The sequence below is a fragment of the Chryseobacterium tongliaonense genome (assembly GCF_041224435.1).
GTDB lineage: Bacteria > Bacteroidota > Bacteroidia > Flavobacteriales > Weeksellaceae > Chryseobacterium > Chryseobacterium tongliaoense.
Genome location: NZ_JBGFFD010000011.1, coordinates 62,279 through 88,507, shown reverse-complemented (window position 1 = coordinate 88,507; position 26,229 = coordinate 62,279). Strand labels below are relative to the sequence as shown.

30 protein-coding genes are annotated in these 26,229 nt (G+C 37.0%); 21 read left to right on the top strand and 9 right to left on the bottom strand.

Annotated elements, in window-relative coordinates:
* The first annotated feature begins 42 nt into the window (after nt 1-42).
* The 5 genes from AB8P06_RS18715 (at nt 43) to AB8P06_RS18695 (ending at nt 3,962) form a co-directional block, all read left to right on the top strand.
* Entirely contained in the window at nt 43-516 is a 474-nt protein-coding gene (locus AB8P06_RS18715; protein WP_369843853.1) for an OsmC family protein, read from the top strand.
* Nucleotides 517-701: 185 nt separating this feature from the next.
* The gene (locus tag AB8P06_RS18710; RefSeq protein ID WP_369843852.1) at nt 702-1,331 is read left to right on the top strand and encodes an NUDIX hydrolase; all 630 of its coding nucleotides are present in this window, start codon (nt 702-704) and stop codon (nt 1,329-1,331) included.
* A 27-nt stretch (nt 1,332-1,358) separates the two neighbouring features.
* Complete coding sequence (locus tag AB8P06_RS18705) at nt 1,359-2,165, top strand: lysophospholipid acyltransferase family protein (RefSeq protein WP_369843851.1); 807 nt, start codon at nt 1,359-1,361, stop codon at nt 2,163-2,165.
* 16 nt (nt 2,166-2,181) lie between these two features.
* A complete protein-coding gene (locus AB8P06_RS18700) occupies nt 2,182-2,628 on the top strand; it encodes a hypothetical protein (RefSeq protein WP_369843849.1) in 447 nt (148 codons plus the stop codon).
* On the top strand, nt 2,625-3,962 hold the full coding sequence (locus AB8P06_RS18695) for a UDP-N-acetylmuramate--L-alanine ligase (protein WP_369843847.1): 1,338 nt from the start codon (nt 2,625-2,627) through the stop codon (nt 3,960-3,962). Before AB8P06_RS18700 ends, AB8P06_RS18695 begins: the two co-directional genes overlap by 4 nt.
* Before the next feature lie 84 nt (nt 3,963-4,046).
* Here the strand turns inward: AB8P06_RS18695 and AB8P06_RS18690 are convergent, their stop codons facing one another.
* Nucleotides 4,047-5,108, bottom strand: coding sequence for an NAD(P)H-dependent flavin oxidoreductase (locus AB8P06_RS18690; RefSeq protein WP_369843845.1), 1,062 nt, complete (start codon nt 5,106-5,108; stop codon nt 4,047-4,049).
* A gap of 113 nt (nt 5,109-5,221) precedes the next feature.
* Nucleotides 5,222-6,097, bottom strand: coding sequence for an aldo/keto reductase (locus AB8P06_RS18685; protein WP_369843843.1), 876 nt, complete (start codon nt 6,095-6,097; stop codon nt 5,222-5,224).
* 196 nt (nt 6,098-6,293) lie between these two features.
* Between AB8P06_RS18685 and AB8P06_RS18680 the strand changes: the two genes are divergently transcribed.
* Complete coding sequence (locus AB8P06_RS18680; protein ID WP_369843841.1) at nt 6,294-6,728, top strand: GNAT family N-acetyltransferase; 435 nt, start codon at nt 6,294-6,296, stop codon at nt 6,726-6,728.
* Entirely contained in the window at nt 6,729-7,205 is a 477-nt protein-coding gene (locus AB8P06_RS18675; RefSeq protein ID WP_369843839.1) for a GNAT family N-acetyltransferase, read from the top strand.
* Here AB8P06_RS18675 and AB8P06_RS18670 read toward each other — a convergent pair.
* The gene (locus AB8P06_RS18670; protein ID WP_369843837.1) at nt 7,182-8,078 is read right to left on the bottom strand and encodes a LysR family transcriptional regulator; all 897 of its coding nucleotides are present in this window, start codon (nt 8,076-8,078) and stop codon (nt 7,182-7,184) included. The two genes, AB8P06_RS18675 and AB8P06_RS18670, sit on opposite strands and share 24 nt — an antisense overlap.
* 280 nt (nt 8,079-8,358) lie before the next feature.
* On the opposite strand from AB8P06_RS18670, the gene AB8P06_RS18665 reads away from it, so the two are divergent.
* From AB8P06_RS18665 to AB8P06_RS18645, 5 genes are all read left to right on the top strand, one after another.
* Complete coding sequence (locus AB8P06_RS18665) at nt 8,359-8,973, top strand: NAD(P)H-dependent oxidoreductase (protein ID WP_369843835.1); 615 nt, start codon at nt 8,359-8,361, stop codon at nt 8,971-8,973.
* The gene (locus AB8P06_RS18660) at nt 8,973-9,857 is read left to right on the top strand and encodes an NAD-dependent epimerase/dehydratase family protein (protein ID WP_369843833.1); all 885 of its coding nucleotides are present in this window, start codon (nt 8,973-8,975) and stop codon (nt 9,855-9,857) included. The genes AB8P06_RS18665 and AB8P06_RS18660 overlap by 1 nt, the downstream gene beginning before the upstream one ends.
* 10 nt (nt 9,858-9,867) lie before the next feature.
* Nucleotides 9,868-10,155, top strand: a complete 288-nt coding sequence (locus AB8P06_RS18655; protein ID WP_369843831.1) for a putative quinol monooxygenase — start codon at nt 9,868-9,870, stop codon at nt 10,153-10,155.
* Between the two features lie 80 nt (nt 10,156-10,235).
* Nucleotides 10,236-10,910: a type 1 glutamine amidotransferase domain-containing protein gene (locus AB8P06_RS18650; RefSeq protein WP_369843829.1), complete on the top strand. Its 675-nt coding sequence runs from the start codon at nt 10,236-10,238 to the stop codon at nt 10,908-10,910.
* A 125-nt stretch (nt 10,911-11,035) separates the two neighbouring features.
* Nucleotides 11,036-12,019 (top strand): aldo/keto reductase, encoded by a 984-nt coding sequence (locus AB8P06_RS18645; protein ID WP_369843827.1) that lies wholly within the window; start codon nt 11,036-11,038, stop codon nt 12,017-12,019.
* Between the two features lie 166 nt (nt 12,020-12,185).
* On the opposite strand, the gene AB8P06_RS18640 is transcribed toward AB8P06_RS18645, so the two are convergent.
* From AB8P06_RS18640 to AB8P06_RS18630, 3 genes are all read right to left on the bottom strand, one after another.
* Nucleotides 12,186-12,629 carry a carboxymuconolactone decarboxylase family protein gene (locus AB8P06_RS18640; protein WP_369843825.1) on the bottom strand — a complete coding sequence of 148 codons (444 nt, stop codon included), beginning with the start codon at nt 12,627-12,629 and terminating at the stop codon, nt 12,186-12,188.
* A 5-nt stretch (nt 12,630-12,634) separates the two neighbouring features.
* A complete protein-coding gene (locus AB8P06_RS18635; protein WP_369843823.1) occupies nt 12,635-13,066 on the bottom strand; it encodes a DoxX family membrane protein in 432 nt (143 codons plus the stop codon).
* A gap of 63 nt (nt 13,067-13,129) precedes the next feature.
* Entirely contained in the window at nt 13,130-13,702 is a 573-nt protein-coding gene (locus AB8P06_RS18630; protein WP_369843821.1) for a Crp/Fnr family transcriptional regulator, read from the bottom strand.
* A gap of 64 nt (nt 13,703-13,766) precedes the next feature.
* Here AB8P06_RS18630 and AB8P06_RS18625 point away from each other — a divergent pair, with 64 nt between their 5' ends.
* Entirely contained in the window at nt 13,767-14,132 is a 366-nt protein-coding gene (locus AB8P06_RS18625) for a DUF1304 domain-containing protein (protein ID WP_369843819.1), read from the top strand.
* Between the two features lie 244 nt (nt 14,133-14,376).
* On the opposite strand, the gene AB8P06_RS18620 is transcribed toward AB8P06_RS18625, so the two are convergent.
* Nucleotides 14,377-14,751, bottom strand: a complete 375-nt coding sequence (locus tag AB8P06_RS18620; protein WP_369843817.1) for a winged helix-turn-helix transcriptional regulator — start codon at nt 14,749-14,751, stop codon at nt 14,377-14,379.
* Nucleotides 14,752-14,842: 91 nt separating this feature from the next.
* Here AB8P06_RS18620 and AB8P06_RS18615 point away from each other — a divergent pair, with 91 nt between their 5' ends.
* A complete protein-coding gene (locus AB8P06_RS18615) occupies nt 14,843-15,835 on the top strand; it encodes an NADP-dependent oxidoreductase (protein WP_369843815.1) in 993 nt (330 codons plus the stop codon).
* 138 nt (nt 15,836-15,973) lie between these two features.
* Here AB8P06_RS18615 and AB8P06_RS18610 read toward each other — a convergent pair whose 3' ends face one another.
* The gene (locus AB8P06_RS18610) at nt 15,974-16,444 is read right to left on the bottom strand and encodes a thioredoxin family protein (RefSeq protein ID WP_369843813.1); all 471 of its coding nucleotides are present in this window, start codon (nt 16,442-16,444) and stop codon (nt 15,974-15,976) included.
* Nucleotides 16,441-18,510, bottom strand: a complete 2,070-nt coding sequence (locus tag AB8P06_RS18605; RefSeq protein ID WP_369843811.1) for a TonB-dependent receptor plug domain-containing protein — start codon at nt 18,508-18,510, stop codon at nt 16,441-16,443. Before AB8P06_RS18605 ends, AB8P06_RS18610 begins: the two co-directional genes overlap by 4 nt.
* A 117-nt stretch (nt 18,511-18,627) precedes the next feature.
* Here AB8P06_RS18605 and AB8P06_RS18600 point away from each other — a divergent pair, with 117 nt between their 5' ends.
* From AB8P06_RS18600 to AB8P06_RS18570, 7 genes are all read left to right on the top strand, one after another.
* Nucleotides 18,628-19,815, top strand: coding sequence for a homogentisate 1,2-dioxygenase (locus AB8P06_RS18600; RefSeq protein WP_369843880.1), 1,188 nt, complete (start codon nt 18,628-18,630; stop codon nt 19,813-19,815).
* Between the two features lie 28 nt (nt 19,816-19,843).
* Entirely contained in the window at nt 19,844-21,118 is a 1,275-nt protein-coding gene (locus tag AB8P06_RS18595; RefSeq protein WP_369843809.1) for an acetyl-CoA hydrolase/transferase family protein, read from the top strand.
* 133 nt (nt 21,119-21,251) lie between these two features.
* Entirely contained in the window at nt 21,252-22,034 is a 783-nt protein-coding gene (locus tag AB8P06_RS18590; protein WP_369843807.1) for a hypothetical protein, read from the top strand.
* 229 nt (nt 22,035-22,263) lie between these two features.
* Nucleotides 22,264-23,394: a 4-hydroxyphenylpyruvate dioxygenase gene (hppD, locus tag AB8P06_RS18585; RefSeq protein ID WP_369843805.1), complete on the top strand. Its 1,131-nt coding sequence runs from the start codon at nt 22,264-22,266 to the stop codon at nt 23,392-23,394.
* Nucleotides 23,395-23,477: 83 nt separating this feature from the next.
* On the top strand, nt 23,478-23,933 hold the full coding sequence (locus tag AB8P06_RS18580; protein ID WP_369843803.1) for a hypothetical protein: 456 nt from the start codon (nt 23,478-23,480) through the stop codon (nt 23,931-23,933).
* Between the two features lie 108 nt (nt 23,934-24,041).
* Complete coding sequence (gene fahA / locus AB8P06_RS18575; RefSeq protein WP_369843801.1) at nt 24,042-25,289, top strand: fumarylacetoacetase; 1,248 nt, start codon at nt 24,042-24,044, stop codon at nt 25,287-25,289.
* A gap of 118 nt (nt 25,290-25,407) precedes the next feature.
* The gene (locus AB8P06_RS18570) at nt 25,408-26,229 is read left to right on the top strand and encodes a flavin reductase family protein (protein ID WP_369843799.1); all 822 of its coding nucleotides are present in this window, start codon (nt 25,408-25,410) and stop codon (nt 26,227-26,229) included.

Here is a 26,229-nt window from a genome sequence, read left to right as displayed (position 1 = left end):
GGTTTTTTTATATTTTTACAGATACTTCTTATTTTATATATAATGAGCAAAGAGCACCACTACAAAACCATTATTGAATGGACAGGTAACAAAGGCACCGGAACAAGCAGTTACCGCAGCTACGAAAGAAGCTATACCGTTTCCGTAGAAAATAAAGCTGTTATTGAAGGTTCTTCCGACCCGGCATTCCGTGGAAACAAAACCAAACATAACCCTGAAGATTTGTTTCTTTCATCCATTTCTTCTTGTCATATGCTCTGGTATCTCCACTTTTGTTCTGAAGCCGGGATTATTGTAACAGATTATACCGATACTGCAACAGGCACCATGACTGAAACAGCTACCGGAAGCGGCCATTTTACCGAAGTTATCCTGAACCCTATTGTAACCATTACAGACAAATCTATGGTGGAAAAAGCACAACAGCTTCATGCCAAAGCAAATGAATACTGCTTTATTGCCAACTCAGTTAACTTTCCTGTAAAACATATCCCCGTTATATTGGTTAATTATTAACTTAAATTACATTGACATCCTGAAAAATTCTGATATAAAATAATTCACAGCTGTCGTTTTGCAATTTTACGATTTTACAGTTCTGCAATTTTACCAATTATCCTTTTTGCTTCCTTATCTCTCCAAATGGTTAATTAATGTTAACGGGTATTTATTTCTTCAAGATATATTGCTAAATTTGAGCTATGGAAAATTTTGGAAAAGATTTATTGAGGAAAATTAAAAACGTAGAATTGCCCGGGGAAAATGCCCACGGAGTCTTTTCACCACCTTATCGTCCTGTATTTACCTATGATGAAATTTTAGCAAAAAATCCAAAATTTGCCGCTGTAAATATTACCCTCTACATCAGAAACAATGAATGGTATTTTCCGTTAATTCAAAGAACTGAAAACGAGCACGACAGACACAGCGGGCAAATCTCTTTACCCGGAGGAAAACGAGAAGAAATGGATCGAGATTTTGCTGAAACGGCAATCCGTGAAACTTCTGAAGAAATAGGAATTGATAAGCATTATGTACGGATCATCAGACCTATGTCTCCCATTTACATTCCACCAAGCAATTTTTATGTATATCCGTATATCTCCTATACCAAAAAGAACCCTCTTTTCGTTTTACAGCAAAGTGAGGCGGTAGAAACCATAGAATTTCCTGTCACTTCTTTTCTGAATCTTCCCGATAAACCCGAAATCATGGCTCTGCCCAGTGCCGGCGGGCATGAAGTGCCTGTGATTAATTTTAACGGATACATTATCTGGGGCGCTACAGCGATGATATTAAGTGAATTCAGCCAGTTGTTGAAAAAAATGTAACTTTGCACTACCGTGTTTAATTGAGAGATGGCGAAGAAAAATATTTTCACCGATGCATTCGGAACACCTTATTTTTTAAAAAGGTTAATCATTTTTATTTTAGGAATTGTTTCTTACAGAAGATTCAACGGCTTTAATAAACTGAAAATAACCGGTACTGAACACCTTGTGGATCTCCCCGATTCCAATGTGCTCTTTGTTTCCAATCACCAGACGTATTTTGCAGATGTAGCAGCAATGTATCATGCATTCTGTGCGGTAAATAATGGTTATTTAAACACCATTAAGAACCCGATCTACCTGCTTAATCCCAAGATTGATTTTTACTATGTGGCTGCAGAAGAAACCATGAATAAAGGTATCCTTCCAAAGATTTTTAAAGTGGCAGGCGCGGTAACGGTAAAAAGAACCTGGAGAGCTGAAGGCAAAAATGTCAACAGACTGGTAGATCTTACCGAGGTAGACAATATTATGAAAGCCTTAGACAATGGCTGGGTAGCTACTTTCCCTCAGGGTACTACATCGGCTTTTGCCCAAGGAAGAAGAGGTACGGCGAAACTGGTTAAAAACCAGCGCCCGATTGTAATTCCGATTAAAATCAATGGCTTCAGAAGGGCATTTGATAAAAAGGGATTGCGTGTAAAGGTAACAGGCGTAAAACCTACCATGGAATTCAAAGCACCTCTTGAAATAGATTACGATAAAGAAAACGCACATGAGATTCTATTGAAAATCATGACTGCCATTGAGCAGACTGAAGATTTCAATTTATTACACAATTATGATGAAGAATTAAAAGCTAAAAAATTAGAGAAAAAAGATTCAGATAATTAAAAACAGTAAATTAAATATGAAAAGAATAATAGGGATCTTATTCGCAATCATAGTATTAGTTTCATGTAACAGTCAGAAAGTATATTCGGATTTTGATATAAGTTATTCCAGAAGCGGTGGCTATGCCCCGGTTTATGAAAACCTGCTGATCAAAGACAATAATGCACATTATTCTTTTGAAGGGCAGGGGAAAAAATTTAAGCAGGATTTTAAAATCTCCAATGAGGATTTAAAAAAACTGGATCAGATTCTTTCTCAAAATAATTTTAGAAGAATACAGGAAGATCGTAAAAAAATATACGATAATGTAAGCACTTCTATCATCGTAAAGAAAGGTCCGAACGAAGGCAGTAAAACTGATGCAAGTTTAATCATGCCCAACTTCAAAACCAACTGGGATAATATTATGACTGCTTTTCAGGAGATCATTAATAATAATGTAAAAAACAATAAAGAAAGTTGAAGACCCATTTCATTGCTATAGGCGGAAGTGCCATGCATAATCTTGCGATTGCATTAAAAGATAAAGGATACCAGGTTACAGGTTCAGATGATGCTATTTTTGAACCTTCAAAATCAAGATTGGAAAAAAAAGGAATTCTTCCCGAAGAAATGGGCTGGTTTCCTGAAAAAATCACCTCTGATATTGATGCCGTCATTCTTGGAATGCATGCCCATCAGGATAATCCTGAACTGGCTAAAGCAAAGGAACTTGGACTTAAAATCTACTCATATCCTGAATTTCTTTATGAGCAGTCTAAAAACAAAACCCGTGTTGTAATCGCCGGTTCACATGGTAAAACGACCATTACTTCCATGATTCTGCATGTCCTGAATTTCCATCAGAAAGAGGTGGATTTTATGGTAGGAGCACAGCTTGAAGGTTTTGATTGCATGGTGAAACTTACTCAGGACAATGATTTTATGGTACTGGAAGGAGATGAATACCTGTCCTCTCCTATTGATCTTCGTTCAAAATTTTTATTATATCAGCCTAATATTGCTTTATTGAGCGGAATTGCATGGGATCATATCAATGTTTTCAAAACATTTGATGATTATATCGAGCAGTTCAGAAAATTTGTGGCAAGCATCACTCCGGGTGGCGTTCTGGTTTACAATGAAGAAGATACAGAAGTAGTTAAAGTAGTTGAAAATGCTGAAAACTATTTCAGAAAAATTCCTTATAAAACTCCCGAATACGAAATCAGTAACGGAAAAGTGCATTTAAAAACTGAAATGGGAGATATTCCGCTATCTGTTTTTGGAGCGCACAATCTGTTAAATCTGGAAGGAGCAAGACATATCTGCCGACAATTAGGGGTGATGGATGAAGATTTCTACGAAGCAATTATGAGTTTCAAAGGAGCTTCCAAACGCCTTGAAAAAGTAGAAAGAGAAGATCAGGGAACGCTTTATAAAGATTTTGCACATGCTCCGAGTAAAGTAAAAGCTGCTGTGAAAGCATTCAAAGAACAATTCAAGAATGAAAAGAAATACGGTTTCCTTGAACTTCATACCTATTCAAGCTTAAATCCTGCATTCTTAGAGCAGTATGACCACGCAATGGACGGATTGGATGAAGCGATCGTTTTCTATTCTGAAGATGCTTTAAAGATTAAAAGAATGGAACCTATTTCACCGGATTTAATCAAAGAAAAATTTAAAAATGATCATCTGAAAGTATTTACCAACGCTGAAGAACTTCATGCCTACTGGAATACTTTGGATAAAAGCCAGGGTGTTTTCCTGATGATGAGCTCAGGTAATTTCGGCGGCCTGGATTTAACGAAATAAATCATTTTATAGATAACTAAAAAAAGCTGTATCAGATTTTGATGCAGCTTTTTTCATATGATATAGGAAACATTAACGAAAAATTTATTCTCTTTCAGTTTCCCGGATGAGTTTTCCTAAAATATCAGCAGTAGAAAATTCACTATACTGATGAATCGACTGCCCTGCCCAAATGCTTACAAATTCAGGATTTTTTAATGACTTTGATACTTTTCTCAGTTCGTTTGTCAGTTTATTCTGATAGGGATACGGCAAAATATAATCTGAATTTTCAACAGCCTGAATATATTTATTATTGATTCCTCTTGCATACCGGCCTGAAAAGCTTCTTGTCAGAATAATATCCTTTTCGGTCACATTTTTCAGCCTTTCTTTTTCAAACGGCTGTAAGGCACTTTCCTGAGAAGCCAGTAAAATACTTCCCACCTGGAAACCCTGTGCTCCCAATTCTTTTGCTGCCCTTAATGTTTTTGCATTATAAATTCCGCCGGCATAAATCAATGGAACCTTTACATGGTCATATACCTGTGAAAATAATGATAATCCCCCGGTTTGCGGAATTTTTTCTGCCTCAAAAGTTCCTCTGTGACCGCCGGCTTCAATCCCCTGGACACAAATCATATCAATTCCTGATCGTTCTAGAATCAGAGCTTCTTCCAAGGAGGTACAGGTTCCTATAAGTGTTACTCCGTTTTCTTTTAATTTCTGAATACTCTTACTGTCGAGATTTCCGAAAGTAAAGCTTAAAATTTTACAACCTTCATCTATAATCGCATTGATCTGCTCGTGATAGGTATTGATTTTAATATCTTCAAAACCGGGAAGATTTACTTTAATTCCGTTGTCATTGGCCAATTGCTCAATAAACTGTTTTGCCTTAATAAACTGATCCTTTAATGCATCTGTAATTTCAGGAATATTATGGACGAAAATATTGACAGCAAATGGCTTATCCGTAAGTTTTTTAGTCTCCCGGATCAGTTTAACGGATTGTTCGGCTGACAAATCTGCTAAGGCCAGAGAACCCAGGCAATTCGCTTTTGCAGCTGCAGAAGCCATTTCCGGCGTGCTCACACCAAACATCGGAGCCTGAATAACAGGATATTGTATATTTAATTTTTCACGGATTGTATCGGGCCAGAACATAGATTTAATTTTAAACAAAATTTACAAAAAAAGCAGCAATAATCAGATCGTTTCTTTGATTTAATTATCACAAATTGTACAGACTTCCAGTGATTAAAATCTGCAATAACTTTTTAAATATCGGCTACAGATCTTAGCATTTTTTGCTCCCATTCCGGATCTTTCGGATCAAAGAACAGTCGGTTTCCGGTATCTAAAGAACGCACGACATTCATTTCACCTTCCGATAATTCAAAATCAAAAACATTGAAATTTTCTTCAATTCTGGAAGGGGTTACAGACTTTGGAATCACGACAAACCCTTCCTGCAAATGCCATCTTAAAATGACCTGCGGAACTGTTTTATGATATTTTTCGGCGATGGTTTTCAGTGCTTCATTATTTAAAAGCCCTGCATTTCCGTTTCCAAGCGGGCTCCAGGGTTGTGTAACGATATGGTTTTCTCTGTCGTAAACCTGAAGCTCCTTCTGCTGGAAAATCGGGTGAAGCTCAATCTGGTTGACAACAGGGATGATATCAGAATTTGCTTTTAATTCTTCCAGTTTTTCAACGGTGAAATTACAAACTCCGATCGCTTTGATTTTTCCCTCATGATACAGCTCTTCCAAAGCTTTCCATGCTCCCGGGAAATCTCCGAACGGCCAGTGAAGAAGATACATATCCAGATAATCCAGTTGTAATCTGTCGAGAGTTCTCTGAAATGCAGCTTTAGCCTTTTCATAACCATGATCCTGAACCCAGAGTTTTGAAGTGATAAATAATTCGTCCCTGTTTACTCCACTATTTTTTATGGCATTTCCTACTGCCGTTTCATTAAGGTAAATAGACGCAGTATCAATCATTCTGTATCCTGTCTGAATAGCTTTGATTACTGCATCTTCACAAACCTTCAGGTCTTCGATCTGCCAAACTCCGAATCCCAGAGCCGGAATATCCACTCCGTTATTCAAAGTGACAACAGGTTGTCCTGTATATGTTTTTTGCTGCATAATTCTTTTTTTAATTTTTAATATGATGTCAAACAAATTTCCGATAAAATTTTCAAATTCCCGGTTACCAATTTTACTTTATTTATTAACTACCTTGTCTTTTTGTTCTGCAAAATCCTTCCCCAAGTTAATAATACTAACCTCTGCCTTCTAATTTCTAACTTCTAATTTCTATTTTTGCATGAACTTTAAAATTATGTCACACCAGATCATATTAGCTCAAAAAGAAAATTACCCAGAAATTATGGAAATCTGGGAATCTGCCGTAAAAGCCACTCATGATTTTCTCGCTGAAGAAGACTTTAATCATTTTAAAGAAGTGATCCCAAGAGATTATCTTCCGAATTTAGAGGTTTATCTTCTCATGGAAAATGGTGAAGCAAAAGGCTTTGCATCCGTAGCTGACGGTACTCTGGAAATGCTTTTTATTCATAATGACAGCCGTGGAAAAGGCTATGGCAGAAAACTGTATCAATTTATGAAAAATAAAACCGGGCTTACTCAAGTAGATGTCAACGAACAGAATCCCCAGGCTATTGGTTTCTACGAAAAAATGGGATTCAGTAAGGTGGGAAGATCAGAAAAAGACAGTTCGGGAAAAGATTATCCGATTATCCATATGAGCTTATAGATGGGAGAATTTATATTCAATAAACTGAATCCGGCAGAAGGCATCCCTTACGAATTGCTTTTATTGGCTGATGAAACGGTGGAAGCGATTAACCAATATATTTTCAGCGCTGATATTTATACCCTGAATGATGGAATTCAGGACATTGCTGTGATGGCTCTCCATAAAAACAGTGAAACTGAACTGGAACTTAAAAATATTGCCGTTATTGACTCTTTCCGCAATATCGGCATTGGAAGCATTCTTATTGATAAAGCTAAGGAAATCGCCAGGCTGGGTCATTATTCTTCATTATTAGTGGGCACTTCAGATACGGGAATTCAGCAAATCAGGTTTTATGAGAAAAACGGATTTGTCAAAAAAGAAGTGCGGAAGGATTTCTTTGTTAAAAATTACCCCTTCCCTATTTATGAAAACGGAATGCAGATACGGGATATGATCATTCTTGAGTTTTTAACTCATCACCTGTCTGAATAATTTTTTAATGTGATCGATTTCCGACTGATAGTTTGTTTTTTTACGGCATCCGAAATATAAAGTGTTTTCAAGCTTTTTATCCCCTTCCCAGATCAGCTTTACATCATTGCTTTCAATTTCATTTTTACATAAAAAATCAGGAACCACAGCCAATCCTGTACCACCTTTCAGACAACGGATGATAGAATTGAGATTCGGAACAATATAATTCGGGCGGAAATTGGGTTTATGACCGAAATTTAAAATCCAGAACTGGAATAAATGCTCCATATCACCGGTGGTTCCGTACCATTTTTCTTTTTTCAGCCATTCTTCTATCTGCTCAGGATCTTTTGTTTTCAATACTTTTTTAAAGCTTTCCGTATCCACATCTTTTCCTCCTACCAAAATGATCTGCTCCGATGAAAACGCTTCGTGCTCTATATTCATTGAAGAGCCTTTTTTCGGAGTGATAATCAGATCCAGAATACCTTTATCCAGCTGCTCGATCATTTCCGGATATTCACCGAAATTAATGATGAGATTGAAAGGCAACGTAGAAACATACTGCTCCAGAGTAGTCTGGAATGTTTCAAAACACATTCCCACGCTTATGGTAGGTGTGTGTTTCTCTGTAGATTTTTGAAAATTCTTCTCTACATTTTCCAGCTTTTGAAGAGGTTCAAAAACAGCATTATACAATACTTTCCCTCTTTCGGTAGGAATCATTTTTCTTCCCGTACGATCGAATAATTTATATCCTACATAAGCTTCCAGAGAGCTTAAATGCAGGCTCACTCCGGGTTGGGAAATAAATAAACTTTCCGCAGCACCCGTTAAAGTTCCGGTTTTGTAAATTTCTTTGAAAGTACGGTACCATTCCAGATTAACCATCGCTTAACTATTTATATTATGATACAAAGTTACGAAATAATCAGAATAGTAATAGAAAACGTCGTTTCAAATCTATCTTAAAAATTTATTTCAATGCAAAGATTTAGTACCACATTATATATTAATTAAAGGATAGAGAAGAGAACAGCACGATATTCAACCCGTATTATCAAAATTAAACATATCATTATTCTGATAATTAGTTATAATTTATATTATTTTTATTATACAAAAACTGAAGGTAACTTTGCACTGTAAAAATTTAAACAATCATAAAACAATGAAAAAAGTATTAATCATTAACGGTGGACAAAACTTCGGGCATTCCGGAGGAAAATATAATAAAACAATTGCAGAAAATACCTTGGAAGTTTTAAAAGCATTTGAAAATGTAGACGTAAAAATCACAAATGTAGATGAAGGATATGATAAAAATGAGGAAGTTCAGAAATTTGTCTGGGCAGATTATATTATTTATCATACTCCGATCTGGTGGTTCCAGCTTCCGAACGGTCTGAAAAAATATATCGATGAAGTTTTTACGGCAGGACATGCGAAAGGAATTTATATGAGTGACGGAAGAACTTCAGAAAACCCAGAGATCAATTACGGAACCGGCGGGATGCTTGGCGGAAGAAAATATATGGTTACCACAAGCTGGAATGCACCTGAAACTGCATTTACCCTTCCGGGAGAGTTTTTCAATGAAACAAGTGTAGATAATGGACCGTTATTTGGATTTCACAGAATGAACGCTTTTGTTTCTTTACAAAGAATGGAAAGCTTTCACTTCCATGATGTAGAAAAAAATGCAGATATAGAACGTGACATGAAAATCTACAAAGAACATCTTACTGCTGTTTTTGAAAAAGAATTAAAACCACAATTAGCGTAATGAAAAAAGTACTGATCACAGGAATTACAGGATATATCGGTGGAACGATCGCCGCAAAATTACTGGAAAAAAACTACAGCGTGATTGGATTGGTTCGTAACGAAACCCACGTTAAAGAATTAAAAGCTTTAGGAATTGAATCCGTTGTAGGAAATATACATGACGAGACGGTTTTAAAATCTGCAATCTCAAATGCAGACGCAGTGATTCACAATGCAGATTCTGCAGACGATGCCTATGCTGCAGACAGTATCATCAATGCATTGGAAGGAAGCGGTAAAACCCTGATTTTCACTTCAGGTTCCGCAATTTTTGGTGGAAAAGAAAATGGAGAAAAGAATGGTTTTGTCTTTACTGAAGATTTCCCTTTGACACCAAGACTGGAAATGGCTTCAAGAGTATTGATCAATGATTATGTTTTAAGGTCTTCTCAAAAAAACATTCGCAGTATTGTGATTGTCCCGACGATGGTTTACGGTACCGGTACCAGCCTGAAAAAAGAGAGTATCCAGCTTCCTGCTTTAACTCAGTTATCAAAAGAGAAAGGCTTTGGCGTCTATTTTGGAAAAGGGGAAAATATCTGGTCAAATTTACATATTGAAGACCTTGCAGACCTCTATGTACTTGCTCTTGAAAAAGCAAAAGCAGGCTCAATTTATTACGCGGAAAACGGCTCATCAAGCATAAAAAATCTTGCAGAAAAGATCAGTGAAAAATATGGACTGCAGCCTGCACAGTCTTTAGATGTTCAGGAAGCCGTAAACAGATTCAGCCCTGCAGGAGGATATTTCGGTTTCGCTTCTAATAGTTTGTGTAATGCTGACAAAGCCAGAAAAGAGCTGGGCTGGAACCCAAAATATGATTCAATCGAAAACTTTATTTAATTAAACGATCATGAAAATATATCTTACAGCTGTTATCAAAGCTAAAGAGGAACATCAAAATGAAGTTCTGGAAGTTCTCCGGAATATGGTAAAAGAGACCCGGAAAGAAGAAGCCTGTGAATTATACAGCCTCCATCAGGGAACTGAAAACAAAAATGAGTTTGTTTTTTATGAAATATGGAAGGATGAAGCAGGATTGGAACAACACAATCAACAGCCTTACATCAAAGCATTTGGAGCAATAGTTGATGAAAAATTACAGGAAATTCCTCAAATCTATAAAACCAACATTATTTAATCATGAAAAAACTGGCATTTTTAGTAATCGTTTTATTCACAATCGGATTTCTATATTCACAAAATAAAAAATCAATTCCTATGAAAAAGAAAATTTTATTCGTCGTAACCAGTCATGACAAAAAAGGCAATACCGGTGAAGATACCGGATATTATTTAGGAGAAGTTTCTCATCCCTGGGAAGTTTTACACCATGCAGGATATGAAATAGATTTTGTAAGTCCGAAAGGCGGAACTCCTCCTGTTGACGGGTTTGACCTTAAAGACCCGGTAAATAAAGAATTCTGGGAAAATAAAGAATACAAAAATAAAATTGACCACTCTTTACAGCCGTCGCAGGTAAATCCTGCAGAATATTCAACGATCTTCTATGCAGGCGGGCATGGAGCGATGTGGGATTTCGCAGACAATGCTGAACTCGCCACAATTGCTTCAAAAATTTATGAAAACGGTGGAATTGTAGCAGGTGTTTGTCACGGGCCAGCCGGTTTGGTCAATATCAAACTGAATAACGGTCAATATCTTGTGGATGGTAAAAAGATCAATGCCTTTACGAATGAAGAGGAAGCTGAAGTAAAATTGACAAACGTTGTTCCTTTCCTTCTGGAAGACCAGCTTAAATCCAGAGGTGCAAAATTTGAAAAATCAGGAATTTGGCAGACTCATGTAGTGACAGACCAGAGAGTGATTACAGGGCAAAACCCTCAATCTGCAAAAGCTGTAGGTGAGGCTATTTTAAAAGAATTAAAAAAATAAGAGATAATCTTAACCACAAAAGTCACGAAAGCATCCGGAGAAGATAAAGTTGAAGGAAATTTGTGCCTTTTGTGATGTATTTAAAGAAAGCTTTAAATAAACAATTTCAAAAATTAAAATAAAAAATGGAATATAGAAAATTAGGAAATACTGATCTTGAAGTATCCGTAATTACACACGGCGCCTTTGCCATCGGTGGAAATATGTGGGGTGGAAATGAAAAACAAGATTCTATAAACTCAATCCATGCGTCTTTAGATAACGGAGTAACTTCTATTGATACAGCACCGTTCTACGGTTTCGGGCTTAGTGAAGAAATGATCGGAGAAGCCATCAAGGGAAAAGACCGTTCTAAAATTCAGTTACTGACCAAATTCGGTCTGGTTTGGGATGGCAGTAATAATGGTAAAGAGGAATTCTTTTTTGACGCAGAAGATAATGGAAAAACCCTTCCAGTATATAAACTGGCTTCCAAAGAAAACATCATCAAAGAAGTTGAAGAAAGTTTAAAACGTCTGGGTACCGATTATATAGACCTTTTACAATTGCACTGGCCGGATAGCTCAACTCCTATCAGCGAAACCATGGAAGCAATGGAATTATTGATCCGACAGGGAAAAATCCGTGCAGCCGGAGTAAGCAATTACAGTGTGGAACAAATGGAGGAAGCCGCTCAAACCATTCAGTTGGCAAGCAACCAGGTTTCTTACAGTATGCTGAACCGTGCCATTGAACAGGATCTGGTTCCTTATTCTTTGGAAAACAATACGGGAATCATCGTTTACAGTCCGATGGAAAGAGGTTTATTAACCGGAAAATATTTCAAGCAGGCTCAGTTAAAAGCGGATGACCACCGTAATGGATATTTTGCCCAATTCGACCTGGAAAAAGTAAAAACCTTCCTTGAAACACTGGAAAATATGGCTGAGGAAAAGAACGCTACCGTTTCTCAGCTGGTTTTACGCTGGACTACTTTACAACCTGCAATCAGCGTCGTACTGGCAGGTGCACGTAATGCCCAACAGGCTATTGAAAATGCGCAGGCAATGTCTGTAAACCTTTCTCAGGAAGAATTGAGTACCATCAATTCCGCATTAAGCAAAATCTGATATAAAATTAATCTGATTTACCAGAAGAACAACCGTAGTTTCAAACCATTAAGTGAAGTTAAGGTAATGAGAATATTAAGAGATTGCTTCACTTCGTTCGCAATGACAATACAACAGCTTTTCAAAAAATTGAAAAGCTGTTTTTAATAATAACTATTGAAAAAAATTATTTCGTGATCTGCATGTGGGTGCTGATCGCAATTCTGTTCCAGGCATTGATAGTGATAATCGCCATAATGATCTGTGAAATCTGGTTATCACTGAACACCGCTTTTGCTCTCTGATAAGTCTCTTCAGTTAAGCCTTTGTGGCTGATTAAAGTAATTTCTTCTGTCATTAATAAAAGCACCTGCTCTTCTTCAGTGAAAAATTCCGTAGCTTCTTTCCAACCGTTCAAAATATAGATTCTCTGTGGAGTTTCCCCATATTTCACAGCATCTTTTGCATGCATATCCAGGCAGTAAGCACATCCGTTGATCTGTGAAGCTCTGATTTTGATTAATTCTTTTTGAATGGGATTTAAAGAAATCGTCTGTAGATATCCTTCCAATCCCATCATCGCTTTGTAAGCAGCTGCATCTGTTGCTGCCATATTAATTCTTGCGCTCATAAAATTTATTGTTTTTTGATTAATTGATCGATACTGAATGAAAATTGTTGTTGGCTTGCCAATAAAAATGCACCTGCACTTCCTACCCAGACGGAATAGTCTAAAGGAGCTTTAATCCCCAAAGCCACCGTCATCGACAGTGCGAAGGCCAGCAAAAGAAATCCTGCTCCATACGCAGCCATTTTAGTTTTAAATCCTAAAAGCAGCATCAATGGAAGAGCAATTTCCAGGAATGTGGCAAAATATGCTGAAAAGCTACTCAGGGTATCCGGGAGGAAAAAAGTAAGCTGTCGGGTATATTTTTCAAAATTCGCCCAATTTCCCCAGGCTGAATTCTTACCCCAAAATCCAAACCGGTCTGCTACCGCTGAAAGCATGGTTACGGAAATAGCAATTCTTAAAAATAACTGCTGAATCTGATTTCTTTTCTCTGTCATGATATTGGCTTTTAATAACATGACAAAGTTCCGGTTTATCCGTCGTAAAAATCTTAAACTGGTTTAAGAACGTAATTTTGCACGGATCTCGCTGAGATATTCCGGAGTAAAACCAAGATAAGAAGCGATAAGGTATTGTGGAATTCTCTGATTAAAATCCGGATATTGGGTGCTGAAATGTACATACAGCTCTTCCCTGCTCATTTCATATAAAAAACGGATTCTCCTTTCGGATGCAGCATAAGCTCTCTGATAGATCATTCTGAAATACCTTTCCATTACCGGGTATTTCTGCAACAATAATTCCTGGGTGGGAAAATCAATGACCAGAATCGTGGAACGTTCTACCGCCTGAATACAAAAATCTGATTTCATCTGTCTTTCATAAGCAAAAGTATCTGTGATCCACCAGTTTTCTATAGCGAACTCTGTAGTTTGCTCTACTCCTTTCTCGTTGATAAAAAACTTTCTGAGACAACCTTTCACTACAAAATACATCGATTTACATACCTCACCTTCAAGCATCAGTTCCTGTTTCTTTTTTACTTCCATCGTCTGAAAAAAAGACAGGACCGAAACGTATTCTTCTTCAGTGATGCCGATGAATTTATCTAAATGTATTTTGAAAGTATCCATTTTGAAATTTAGTAATCAAACTTAAATTTATTTTTTTAGTTTTACAATTCTAAAAACAATAATTATGGAAATCGTTGCAAAAATTTTAATTGCTTTAGTTGCATTGGAGCATCTCTACATTCTCTGGATGGAAATGTTTGCATGGGAAACCAAAGGTAAGGAAGTATTTAAAGCAGCGTTACCGGCAGAAATGTTTAAGCCCACCAAAGGTCTGGCAGCCAACCAGGGGCTTTATAACGGTTTTCTGGCAGCGGGATTAATCTGGTCGCTGATTATTAAAGACGAACAATGGCAAACCAACATCGCCTTATTTTTTCTTGGATGTGTAGCTGTAGCCGGAATTTACGGAGCCATATCTGCAACTAAGAAAATATTTTTTGTTCAGGCATTACCGGCAATCCTCGCAATCATTGCTGTACTTTTGAAATAACTTACCTGTTAATCACAGAGATATGAGTTTATTCCTTTCAATACGTTGTAAGGCGCAATGATTTGATTTAAACTTATTGAGATTTCACCCAAAAGTCATCTTCACTTAAACACAAACATTTATGTCAGCTGCTAAATCTACGAACGATCATTACTTTGCCTATAAATTTATTATTTTTAGCAGATGACGCAGATTTTCAGACCAATGATAAAATATACTTTTTTTCAATTCTTTAATCAGTACTTTACATCGATTCTTTGATCTTCTCCCGGTGAAGTAATCCCCATTTCACTAAAGTCTCTGTCACCGGAAGTACAGATTTTCCATATTCCGTAACAGCATAAATTACAGTGATCGGCTTTGTATCCTGAATCGTTCTGGTGATCAGCAAATTAATTTCCAGCTCTTTCAGTTCTTTGCTCAGCATTTTGGCAGAAATTCCTTCAATTCCTCGCTGTAATTTTTTAAAATGAATCTGCTGATCCAAACGATTGGTTAAGTAACGCAAAATCATCAGTTTCCATTTTCCACCTAAAACATCCAGACTGTCGCGCATGGCGAATAATTCTTCCGTGCATGTAGCTTCCCTTTCGAGTCCGTTTTCTGTTATTTTTGCCATAATGGTTACATTAAGGTAACTGGTTACCAATAGTTAACTGGTAGCAAATATAAACTATTCTGTTTCTACATTTGTATTTTAAATCACACTTATGAAAGCAGTCCTATTAAATAAAAATTTCCAGCTTGAAGATGGTTTTGTAGAAAAACCTCAGCCTAAAAACAACGAAGTTCTCATCCGGATCAAAGCCAGCGGCTTTAATCCAATTGATTATCAGATGATTGAAAATGAGTTGGAACGCAGACTGATCAGCTCTCCTGTTTTAGGCCGCGAATTATCCGGAATTATTGTTGAAACAGGAAGTGATGCCATTCAATTCAAAATTGGAGATGAAGTATATTGCGGAAGTGGCTCGATGGGAAGTAACGGCTCCTATACAGAATACATTACCGTTCCGGAAGCTATTGTTTCTCTAAAACCGGAAAACATTTCTTTTGAGCAGGCAGCAGCCATTCCATCCGTCGGGATGACAGCTTTACAGACTTTTAACCGTTTACAGTTAAAGGATGAAGATACCGTTTTAATTACCGGAGCTGCGGGAGGTGTCGGCTCTTTTCTACTGAAACTGTTAATTGCCAATGGTTTTCATAAAATAGTAGCTACTGTAGGGTCTGAAGAGAATAAAAAAGAACTTCTTAAAATGGGTTTACCGGAAAAACAAGTCATCAATTATAAAGAAGAAAACCTGGTTCAGAATCTTTTAGATGCCAATAACAACCAACCATTTGACATTGGGGTTGATCTCGTAGGGAATTATATGTCGGAAGTAACGGCTGATATTTTAAAAAGCAATGGAATGTATGTGGATGTAACGGCCTTAATCAGTAAAAAAGCCCATGAGACCCTGTTTAATAAGGGTTGTCTGATCATGAATATTTCAAACTATACCCAAAGCATGATCAAAAATTATAAATATTATCAGGACAGCTTACTTGAAATTGCCAGGCTTATTGAAAACGGAATTATTATGCCACCTAATTATAAAGTCGTGGGAAAGTTGTCTTTAGAAACTGTATTGAAGGCACAATCCATCCTTAAAAACAATCAAACCCAGGGAAATAAATTAATTATGATCCATGAATAATTTTAATCAATGCAGAAAGATAGATTGAAAGATTTAAACAATAAGATTAAAAATTGGAGACTTATATTTTAACCACAGATTTTTATAAATTTATACAGATTAAATTCCCTGAATAATCCGCGAAATCTGCAAGAAAAACTATTTATATAAGGCAGCAATTTCCAAAAGTTTCTGCTTCATTTTTTCAGGTTTAAACGCTCCTTCATGGTAATACAACAAATTTTGGTTTGAATCTAAAAATATCCATAACGGATAAACAGGCTGGTTTTTATTTTTTGACAATGCCAGAGCTAATTCGTGAATTCCTGAATTCCCATTAGGCAGATAATTAAACACTCTTCCCTGAAAATATATTTTTTCTTTGATTTTCTCCGCCTCAAAATTGATAACATAAAAATCCTTATCCATCAGTTGTCTCAGCTCTTTATCCTTATTTAGCTGAAAAGATTCAATCTTACACACCGCACACCAATCTGTATAAAGATGAATGATAACCGGCTTCGGCTTTTCCTTTTGTAATTGCTCAAGCCTGGAAAAAGTGCCTGTTTCTATCTTCTGGGCGAGACAGAAACAAGGCACCAACATTAAAAATAAAATTAAATTTTTCATTTCAGGATATATTTTACGCCTAAAAAACCTCTGATTCTCTGCATGGGAGCATAGCCGTAAGTAGTATCAAACGTATAATGATTCGGATTGTTAATCGGATCATCCACATGCTGGTCAAACGGGTCAAACGGTCTCATCAACGGGTCTTTCGGAACAAAGTTGAACAGGTTTTTAATCCCGCAATAAACTTCAAACCCGGATCTGAAACTTTTTGAAATCTGAACATTCGCCAGAGAATAAAACGGTGAATATTCCGGGCGGTAGTCATTCGGCAGTACCGGCAGTCTCATCGGTCCGTAGAACTGTCCTGTAAAGTCCAGGGTCAATGCATTCGGAAATTTATAAGTTAAGGCATACGTTCCACTCCATTTTGGAGCATGAAGCTGCTGAATTTTTTCATTTTCATCATCTAATTTCTGATACACATCCAAATAAGTTACCCCCAGATTAACACTCAACGGAAAACTGAAGCTGAAATCCACATTCATGGAGGCTCCTCTTGAAATCCCATATCCATGGAGGTTATCATAAATAATTTTATCCGGTTCCGTATCAAAATCCCCTACAATCTTATTGCTGAAATAAGTATAAAATGCAGAAGCATCCAGATTAATCAAACGGTCTCCTACAGATATTTTCCAGATATAATTCAGATTTCCGTTGATTGATTTTTCAGGTTTTAAATCTGATTTAATTACCACTTCACGGGAGCCTGTAAGAGCTGCATGATCTTCTGTAAATAAATTCACCACCCGGAAGCCGGTTCCAAAATTAAAACGCAAAGTATGGTATGGATTGGGAGAAAATTTCCACGCGAATCTCGGGGAGTGTATGGAATGGTGTATTTTATCATAATCAAACCGGTATCCCAGCAATAATGTATTTTTAGAGTTAATTTCCCACTGATCTTGGATAAAAGCCCCCCAGATCGGAGATTTCATCGGCTCATTTGTGAATCCGTCTGCTGATAAAGTTCCGGGAGTATTATCGTCATAAAATGTTTTCTTGAACGTAAGCCCTAAAATCAAATCATGATTTCCAAAGGCTTTGTCCCAATACGTCTGTGTGAAAGCTACTTTTTGCAGAGCATCAAAAGGATTGTTTCCGTAAAATGAATCCTGATTGTGATAGTTATAAGAAAACTGGGAAATAATCTGCTCTTTTAATGGCCACTGATAAACCCCGAAAGCCTCTACCCTGTTGGTATAAATACTTTCCCCATACACTTTATCGCTTCCACGGTAAGATCTGTTCCACTGCATTTCACCGCCGAAACGGTCTTCATACAAATACCTCAGTGCAAAGCTGCCCAACCGGTTATCCTTTCTCTGAAAATTCCATTTATTAAAAACAGAAATCCTGTTCTGTAAAGCAGCATCCGTAAAATTATCCTTATTCTGATCTATCTTTTTAGTGAAATTAAAATAATTCAGGCTCAATAATGAAGCGGCATTTTTTCCAAGATTAAATTTAGTCGACAGATCAAAATTATTTTCACTCCATGTGCTTGTCATCAGATCTACACTTAGTTTCGGGGCTGTTAAAGCGTTCCTGGTAATAATATTAATGACTCCCCCCATTGCTTCAGATCCGTAAAGAGATGAGGCAGGTCCTTTTACCACTTCTATCCTGTCAACCAAGCTGTTCGGAATTCCGCTTAATCCGTAAACCGTAGATAATGAGCTTACAATGGGCATTCCGTCGATTAAGATCATTGTATAAGGACCTTCCAGGCCGTTGATGTGAATATCTCCCGTGTTACATACCGAACAGTTCAGCTGGGGTTTTACTCCATTCACCATTGAAATGGCCTCAAAAATATTCGGCGTAGGGTTTTTCTGAAAAAATTTCTGACTGTAAATTTCTACTGCCACCGGACTTTTAGATCTGCTGATGGGTTTTATCGTTCCTGTAATCACTACATCATCAATCAGTTTTGTCTTCATTTCTTTTTTAGATACAACCGATGAGTCTGTTTTCAGACTATGATCCATATCTAAACTATCCGATTCCTGCGAGAAACAATAGGACGAAAAAAAGACAACAGAAAATAATATTCGCTTCATGAAATTAAAATTGTTAGACAAAACTAACATTTATTTTCGAAACAAAAAACTTTATGATAAAAGTCGCTAAAAATTATTCGTCAAAAATTATTAAATTTGAGAAAATATAAAGGTAAAATGAGATATAATCAATCCGGGACTATCCCACAGAAAAGACATACGATTTTTAAATCTCCTGAAGATAAATTCTACTATGAACAGCTTTTCGGTACGGAAGGTTTTCATGGAATTTCTTCCCTGCTCTATCATATTCACCGCCCAACTCAGATAAAATCCATAGGAGCTCCTAAAGATGTGACTCCAAAAATTGCCGTAGACAAAAATGTAACACCAAGAATGTTCAAAGGTATGAACGTTACTCCTGAGGATGATTTCATGGACAGCAGAAAAATCCTTCTGATGAATAACGACCTGAAAATGGGATTGTCAAAGCCGAGAAAATCTATGGATTATTTCTATAAAAATGCAGAGTGTGACGAGCTTCTATTCGTGCACGAAGGAAGTGGAGTTTTAAAAACTTTTGTTGGAAATCTGGAATTTTTTGTCGGTGATTACCTTATCATTCCAAGAGGTACCATTTATCAGGTGGAACTGAAATCTGAAGATACCGTTTTCTTCGTATTGGAAAGCCATTCCCCGATATACACGCCAAAAAGATACAGAAATGAATTCGGGCAGCTTTTAGAACATTCGCCGTTCTGCGAAAGAGATATTATCGCACCTACTTTTGTCGAACCGAAAGACGAAAAAGGAGAATTCCTGATCAAAGTAAAAAAAGAAAACCAGATCACCGATTTCATTTACGCAACCCATCCGTTTGATGTCGTAGGCTGGGACGGTTATTTTTACCCTTATAAATTTAATATTAAAAACTTTGAGCCGATTACAGGCAGAATTCACCAACCGCCACCGGTTCATCAGAATTTTGAAGGCCACAACTTTGTGGTTTGCTCATTCTGTGCAAGAATGTACGACTATCACCCAATGGCGATCCCGGCACCTTATAATCATTCCAATATTGACTCGGATGAAGTTTTATTTTATACCGAAGGTGATTTCATGAGCCGCAATCATATTGACTTAATGGATTTCACGCTTCACCCCGGAGGGATTGTTCACGGGCCACATCCTGGTGCAATGGAAAGAAGTATCGGAAAAAAATTCACTGAAGAATATGCCGTAATGGTAGATCCTTTCCGTCCTTTAAAAATTACGGAAGAAGCCCTAAAAGTGGAAGATCCTTCTTATAAAACCTCATGGCTGGAAGAGACGGATAAAAACATGGAAGACCGTTCACAAGAGTAAGCGTAAAGTATCATTAAAAAATTTCAATATGTACAATTATATAAGTGCAGAAGAAGCTATTTATACCATAAAAAGCGGAAACCGCGTGTTCTTCCACGGAAGCGCATGTACTCCGAATTATCTGATCGATGAACTGGCAAGGCAATCCCACAGGCTGGAAAATGTAGAAATGGTTTCCATTACCCAGCAAGGAAATGTAGAAATTGCCAAGCCTCAATATAAAGACAGTTTTTTTGTCAACTCCCTATTTGTTTCTACTCCCGTACGGGATGCGGTAAATTCCGAAAGAGGAGACTTTGTCCCTGTATTTTTAAGTGAAATCCCTATTCTGTTCAGGAATAATATCCTTCCGTTGGATGTCGCTTTAATCACCGTTTCTCCACCGGATAAACATGGTTTTTGTACTCTGGGAACATCTGTAGATGTGGCAAGAGCTGCGGTAGACACTGCTAAAATCATTATTGCCATCGTTAATCCTTTAATGCCGAGAACCCATGGAGACGGGATGATACACATCAGCAGGATTCATAAGCTGGTATGGCATGAAGAAGAGCTTCCCACAGTAGATTACGGCTCAAAAGTAGGTCCCGAGGAAATGCTTGTCGGGAAAAATGTAGCTGAACTTATTGATGACAGGTCAACTTTGCAAATGGGGATAGGAACTATTCCGGATGCTGTTTTAAAATGTCTTAATAATCATAAAGATTTAGGAATTCACACGGAAATGCTGAGTGACGGAGTGATTGATCTTATCCAGAATGATGTAATTAATAATAAATACAAAGGCTACAACGAAAATAAAACGATTACAAGTTTCTGCTTCGGAACCAGAAAGCTCTACGACTATGTAGATGACAACACTGTTTTTGCCTTTAAAGATGTAAGCGATGTAAACTTCCCGATCAACATCATGCGGAACAAAAAAATGGTCGCCATTAATTCTGCCATTGAGATTGATCTTACCGGACAGGTTTGTGCAGATTCTATCGGAACTTTACAATACAGCGGAATCGGAGGCCAGATGGATTTCATGAGAGGAGCCGCTTTAAGCGAAGGCGGAAAACCAATCATCGCCATAACATCAAGAACGAAAAAAGGAATTTCAAGGATTGTTCCTTTTCTTAAACAGGGCGCAGGTGTCGTAACCACCAGAGGTCATATTCATTATGTAGTAACTGAATACGGAACAGCCTACCTATATGGGAAAAATCTCCGACAAAGAGCTCAGGAACTCATCAGCATTGCCCATCCGGATGACAGGGAAATGTTGGAAAGAGCTGCTTTTGAAAGATTTAAACATTGAAAATTTCAGGTTAAAAATATCAGGTTGGGAATGAATTCTAACCTAAAAAAACGTATCTTTAAAAACATAAAGGGAACAAAAACAGCATGAGGTTTTGGCAATATTTTTGATAAAACCTTTTAAAATTTGGAAATTGAAGACTATATATAATTCAATACGGGAGGAAATAGTAAAGCATCCTAAAGTGAAAAACTCTGTTTTAGGAAATGTTACGGAATGGAAAAGAAGCCATTATATTATTCTTTCCGAAATCATAAAAGACGAGCTATCTGAAGCTGAAGAATTGAAGGGCGGAAAAAGATTTGAAATAGGAAGCACTATTTCACATGTTACCCTGCAACGTTTTTTTGAAAATGACTATCAGGACAAGACCCACAGCGATCTGCGCTTTCTTAAAACACTGGATAAAATATGCATTTTCCTGGGTTTTAAAGACTTAAATGCTTACATTCTATCTATAAAGGAAAAGAAGCAGGAAAACGAAGAACCGGATGTTGAAGAATTTCTTACCCAAATGGTATACAACTACTGTTCTACCGTCTTTGAATTTTACAAAAAATTTCCCGATCATAAAACAGAACTTTTTAAAGAGCTTGTTTTTGATGATTCTCCTTTTTTAGAAAGAGCAACACAATTCAGTAAAGAGCTTTGTGACAGGGAGTTTCAGCTGGTGACCAAAAATAACCGCTCCAATTTTGAAGTATTTGATGTTCATATGGTAACAGACGAACCGGATAAAAAAATACTGGAAACCCAGGAATTCTGGAACCTTCTGTTCAAAGTGGGAGAAACCGGAGAAGAGCACTTCGTCAACCAACTCAATACCCAGATCTATTTTATCCGGAAAATCAATAATGTATGGAAAATCTGGGACAATTATAATCCGGATGCCGGAAGACTGAATCATAAAAAATGAAAACCATAGAAATCTATGGCTTTCAAATGTTCGAAATATTTTTTTTTCATTTGTATTTTGTACTTACAAATGTATATAACCAAATTTCAACATAAGAAACTTAAACATACTTAAATAAACTTTTCTTTAAAATTATGTTAAGTCTGATTAAGGATTCTCCGTTAATTCTTTCTCCATTTCTAAGATTTTCGTAATTTGCATACCATAAAATAAAAGTAAAAAAGAAAATATGTCAACACTTACATTTGCCGAAAAAATTGCTCAAGCAGAGAATTTTTTACCAATTAATGGTACTGATTACATTGAGTTTTATGTAGGAAATGCTAAACAGGCTGCTCATTTTTATAAAACCGCTTTCGGTTTTCAGTCTGTAGCATATGCTGGTCCTGAAACAGGAGTAAGAGACCGTGCTTCTTATGTTCTTCAACAGGGAAAAATAAGACTGATCCTAACTACAGGTCTTAAGTCTGATTCACCAATCAGCGAACACGTAAAAAAACACGGTGATGGAGTAAAAGTTTTGGCACTTTGGGTAGATGACGCTTATAAAGCTTTTGAAGAAACTACTAAAAGAGGTGGAAAACCGTATCTTGAACCGGTAACTTTAACTGACGAATACGGTGAAGTAAAAATGTCCGGAATCTATACTTACGGAGAAACCGTACACATGTTTATTGAAAGAACAAATTATTCAGGACCTTTCATGCCTGGCTACGAAAAATGGGAAAGCGATTATAAGCCTGAAGATGCAGGTTTATTGTATGTTGACCACTGCGTAGGAAACGTAGGCTGGGACAGAATGATTCCTACTGTGGAATGGTATGAAAAAGTAATGGGATTTGTAAACATCCTTTCTTTTGATGATAAACAGATCAACACAGAATATTCTGCTTTGATGTCTAAAGTAATGTCAAACGGAAACGGATATGCAAAATTCCCGATTAACGAGCCTGCCGAAGGAAAGAAAAAATCTCAGGTAGAAGAATACCTTGATTTCTATGAAGGAGAAGGTGTACAGCATATTGCCGTAGCCACAAAAGATATCATCCATACGGTAACTGAGCTTAAAAAACGTGGAGTAGAATTCCTTTCAGCTCCGCCGGAAGCATATTATGACATGGTACCTGAAAGAGTGGGCCATATTGATGAAGATCTTAAAAAGTTACAGGACCTGGGAATCCTGATCGATCATGATGAAGAAGGGTATTTATTACAGATCTTTACAAAACCTGTAGAAGACCGCCCTACCCTTTTCTTTGAAATCATTGAAAGACACGGTGCACAAAGCTTTGGTGCCGGTAACTTCAAAGCCTTATTCGAAGCTTTGGAAAGAGAGCAGGAAAAAAGAGGTAATCTTTAATTTAAAAATATTAATATTGAGTTTTGTCAGGATACAAAATCCTGGCAAAACTTTTTTATAAACACATTTATAAACACATTCATATGAGAAAAATTTTCGTCGGACTTTTATTTTTTGGCGCATTGGGTTTAAAAGCACAATACGGAACAATGAATGAAATCCTAACCAGACTAGAAGAAAGAAAAGGCATCAACCAGAATCTGGAAAATGTAAATATCGATAACAAAAAGTTTGTTTTCATCAAAGATTTTGATGACCATACGGAAAGAGACTTTATCATTATCAAAGGGAAAAATGCTACCTATGTAGAAGTCTTTGATGATAAAGCCACCGGGGAAAGCAGCTCAAATGTTTTCACGGGTGACATTGTCAGAAAAAAGAATATTGTTTCTTTAAGAGCCGATATGCTTGAAAACAAAAAAGTTCCGCTTCCGGTTACCAAAACTTTACTGTTAACCAAACAGAAAGATGTTCTGTATCTTATTGATGTCAATACCAAGGACAGATGGATAGATGAAGAATCTTATTCAAAAAAATAATAAATATCCTGAAATAACACTGGTCATTACAGAATGATCATAATCCGAGATATTTGATCTTAAAATTTTAACAGATTTATTTTTAAATCTCAATTAAATTCCAACCTTATGAAATCATTTGTAGAATATTCCTCAAATTCAGACTTTTCCATACATAATATTCCTTTCGGGGTAGCCGTTTTTAACAAAGAATATATCGGATGCTGTACCAGAATCGGAGATCAGGTAGTTGATCTTGCCACGTTATATGACCTTGCATATTTTGAAGATATCGAAGGGCTTGATGATAATATTTTCGAAGCTTATACCTTAAACGAATTTATTGAATTAGGAAAGCCTGTAACCAATGCAGTCCGTGCAAAAATTCAGGAATTATTACAGGAAGGTTCCATTTTGTCGAAAGATGAGAAAACCATTGAAGCTGCTTTCTACGACCTTGATAAAGTAAAAATGATGATGCCGGTTCACATTCCCAATTACACCGATTTTTATAGCAGCATCGAGCACGCTACCAATGTCGGGAAAATGTTCCGTGATCCTGCCAATGCACTGCTTCCGAACTGGAAACATCTTCCTGTAGGTTATCACGGCAGAGCTTCATCAATCGTAGTTTCCGGAACGGATATTAATCGCCCTAAAGGTCAGACCAAACCGGCTGATGTAGAAAAACCAATCTTCGGACCTTCCAAACAACTGGATTTTGAATTGGAAATGGCTTTCATTATCAATAAAAATACGGAAATGGGCGAAAGCATTTCTACAAAAGAAGCCGAAGACGCCATTTTCGGAATGGTTGTTTTCAATGACTGGTCGGCAAGAGATATCCAGGCATGGGAATACGTTCCGCTTGGGCCATTTTTAGCGAAAAACTTCGGTTCATCAATCTCTCCGTGGGTAGTTACTTTAGAAGCATTGGAACCTTTCAGAACAGCTTCTCCTGTGCAAGACCCTGAAGTTTTAGATTATCTGAAATTTGATGGAGATAAAAATTATGACATCAATTTAGAGGTGTATTTACAACCTGAAAATGGTGAACAAAACCTAATCTCCGAAAGCAATTATAAATTCATGTACTGGAATATGGCACAGCAATTGGCCCACCATACCGTAAACGGATGCAATGTAGAAGTTGGTGATCTGTATGCAAGCGGTACCATTTCAGGAAGTGATCCGAAATCTTTTGGTTCTATGCTTGAGCTGACCTGGAGAGGTCAAAACCCTATTTCATTAAGCAACGGCCAGGAAAGAAAATTCATTGAAGACAATGATACCGTTACCATGAAAGCCTGGGCTGAAAAAGATGGTGTGAGAGTAGGTTTCGGTGAAGTTTCCGGGAAAATTATTCCAACACTTTAATAATATATTTTTACTATTAAATCCTGTTAAACCATATTAACCTTATAGGTTTTTGAAACCTATAAGGTTTGATAAATTCAGTAAAATCCCTTCTATGACTTTTGTGGTTAAATAAAATATGAAAACAGTACTCCCATCCGAAATATCTCCGGTACAGTTACAAACTATTATGCAGACTGCCGTTTCGCCGCGTCCTATTGCCCTGGCTTCAACGGTGGATAAGAATGGTACCATTAACTTATCACCATTTAGTTTTTTCAATATGTTCAGTACGGTGCCTCCGATTTTGATTTTCTCACCATCGAGAAGAGTTCGTGATAATACAACTAAACATACCCTGGAAAACGTTCTGGAAGTTCCGGAAGTTGTGATCGGGACCGTTAATTTCCCGATCGTACAGCAAATCTCTCTGGCATCTACAGAATATGAAGGCGGAGTGAATGAATTTATAAAATCGGGATTGACGATGAAAGACGCAGATCTTATTCAGCCAAAACTGATTGAAGAATGTCCCGTAAATTTTGAATGCAAAGTTTTAGAGGTAAAGCATTTAGGCGATCAGGGCGGTGCGGGAAATCTGGTCATCTGTGAGGTTCAGAAAATTCATATCAGAGAAGAATATTTGAATGAACAGGGAGTTCCGGACCAGAAAAAACTGGATATGGTGGCCCGTTTAGGCGGAAACTGGTATTCAAGAAATAATGAGAACAGTCTTTTTGAAGTTCCGAAACCATTGGTAACCAAAGGAATCGGTTTTGACCTTCTTCCGGATGAAATCAAATACAGCAAAATATTCTCCGGAAACGATCTGGGAATGCTTGCCAATGTTGAAGTATTGCCGGGAGAAACCTTCCATGCAGATGAAAACATTCATCAGGTTGCCCAGAAATTATTACTGGAAAGTAAAATCGAAGAAGCCTGGAAATTATTAATCAGATAA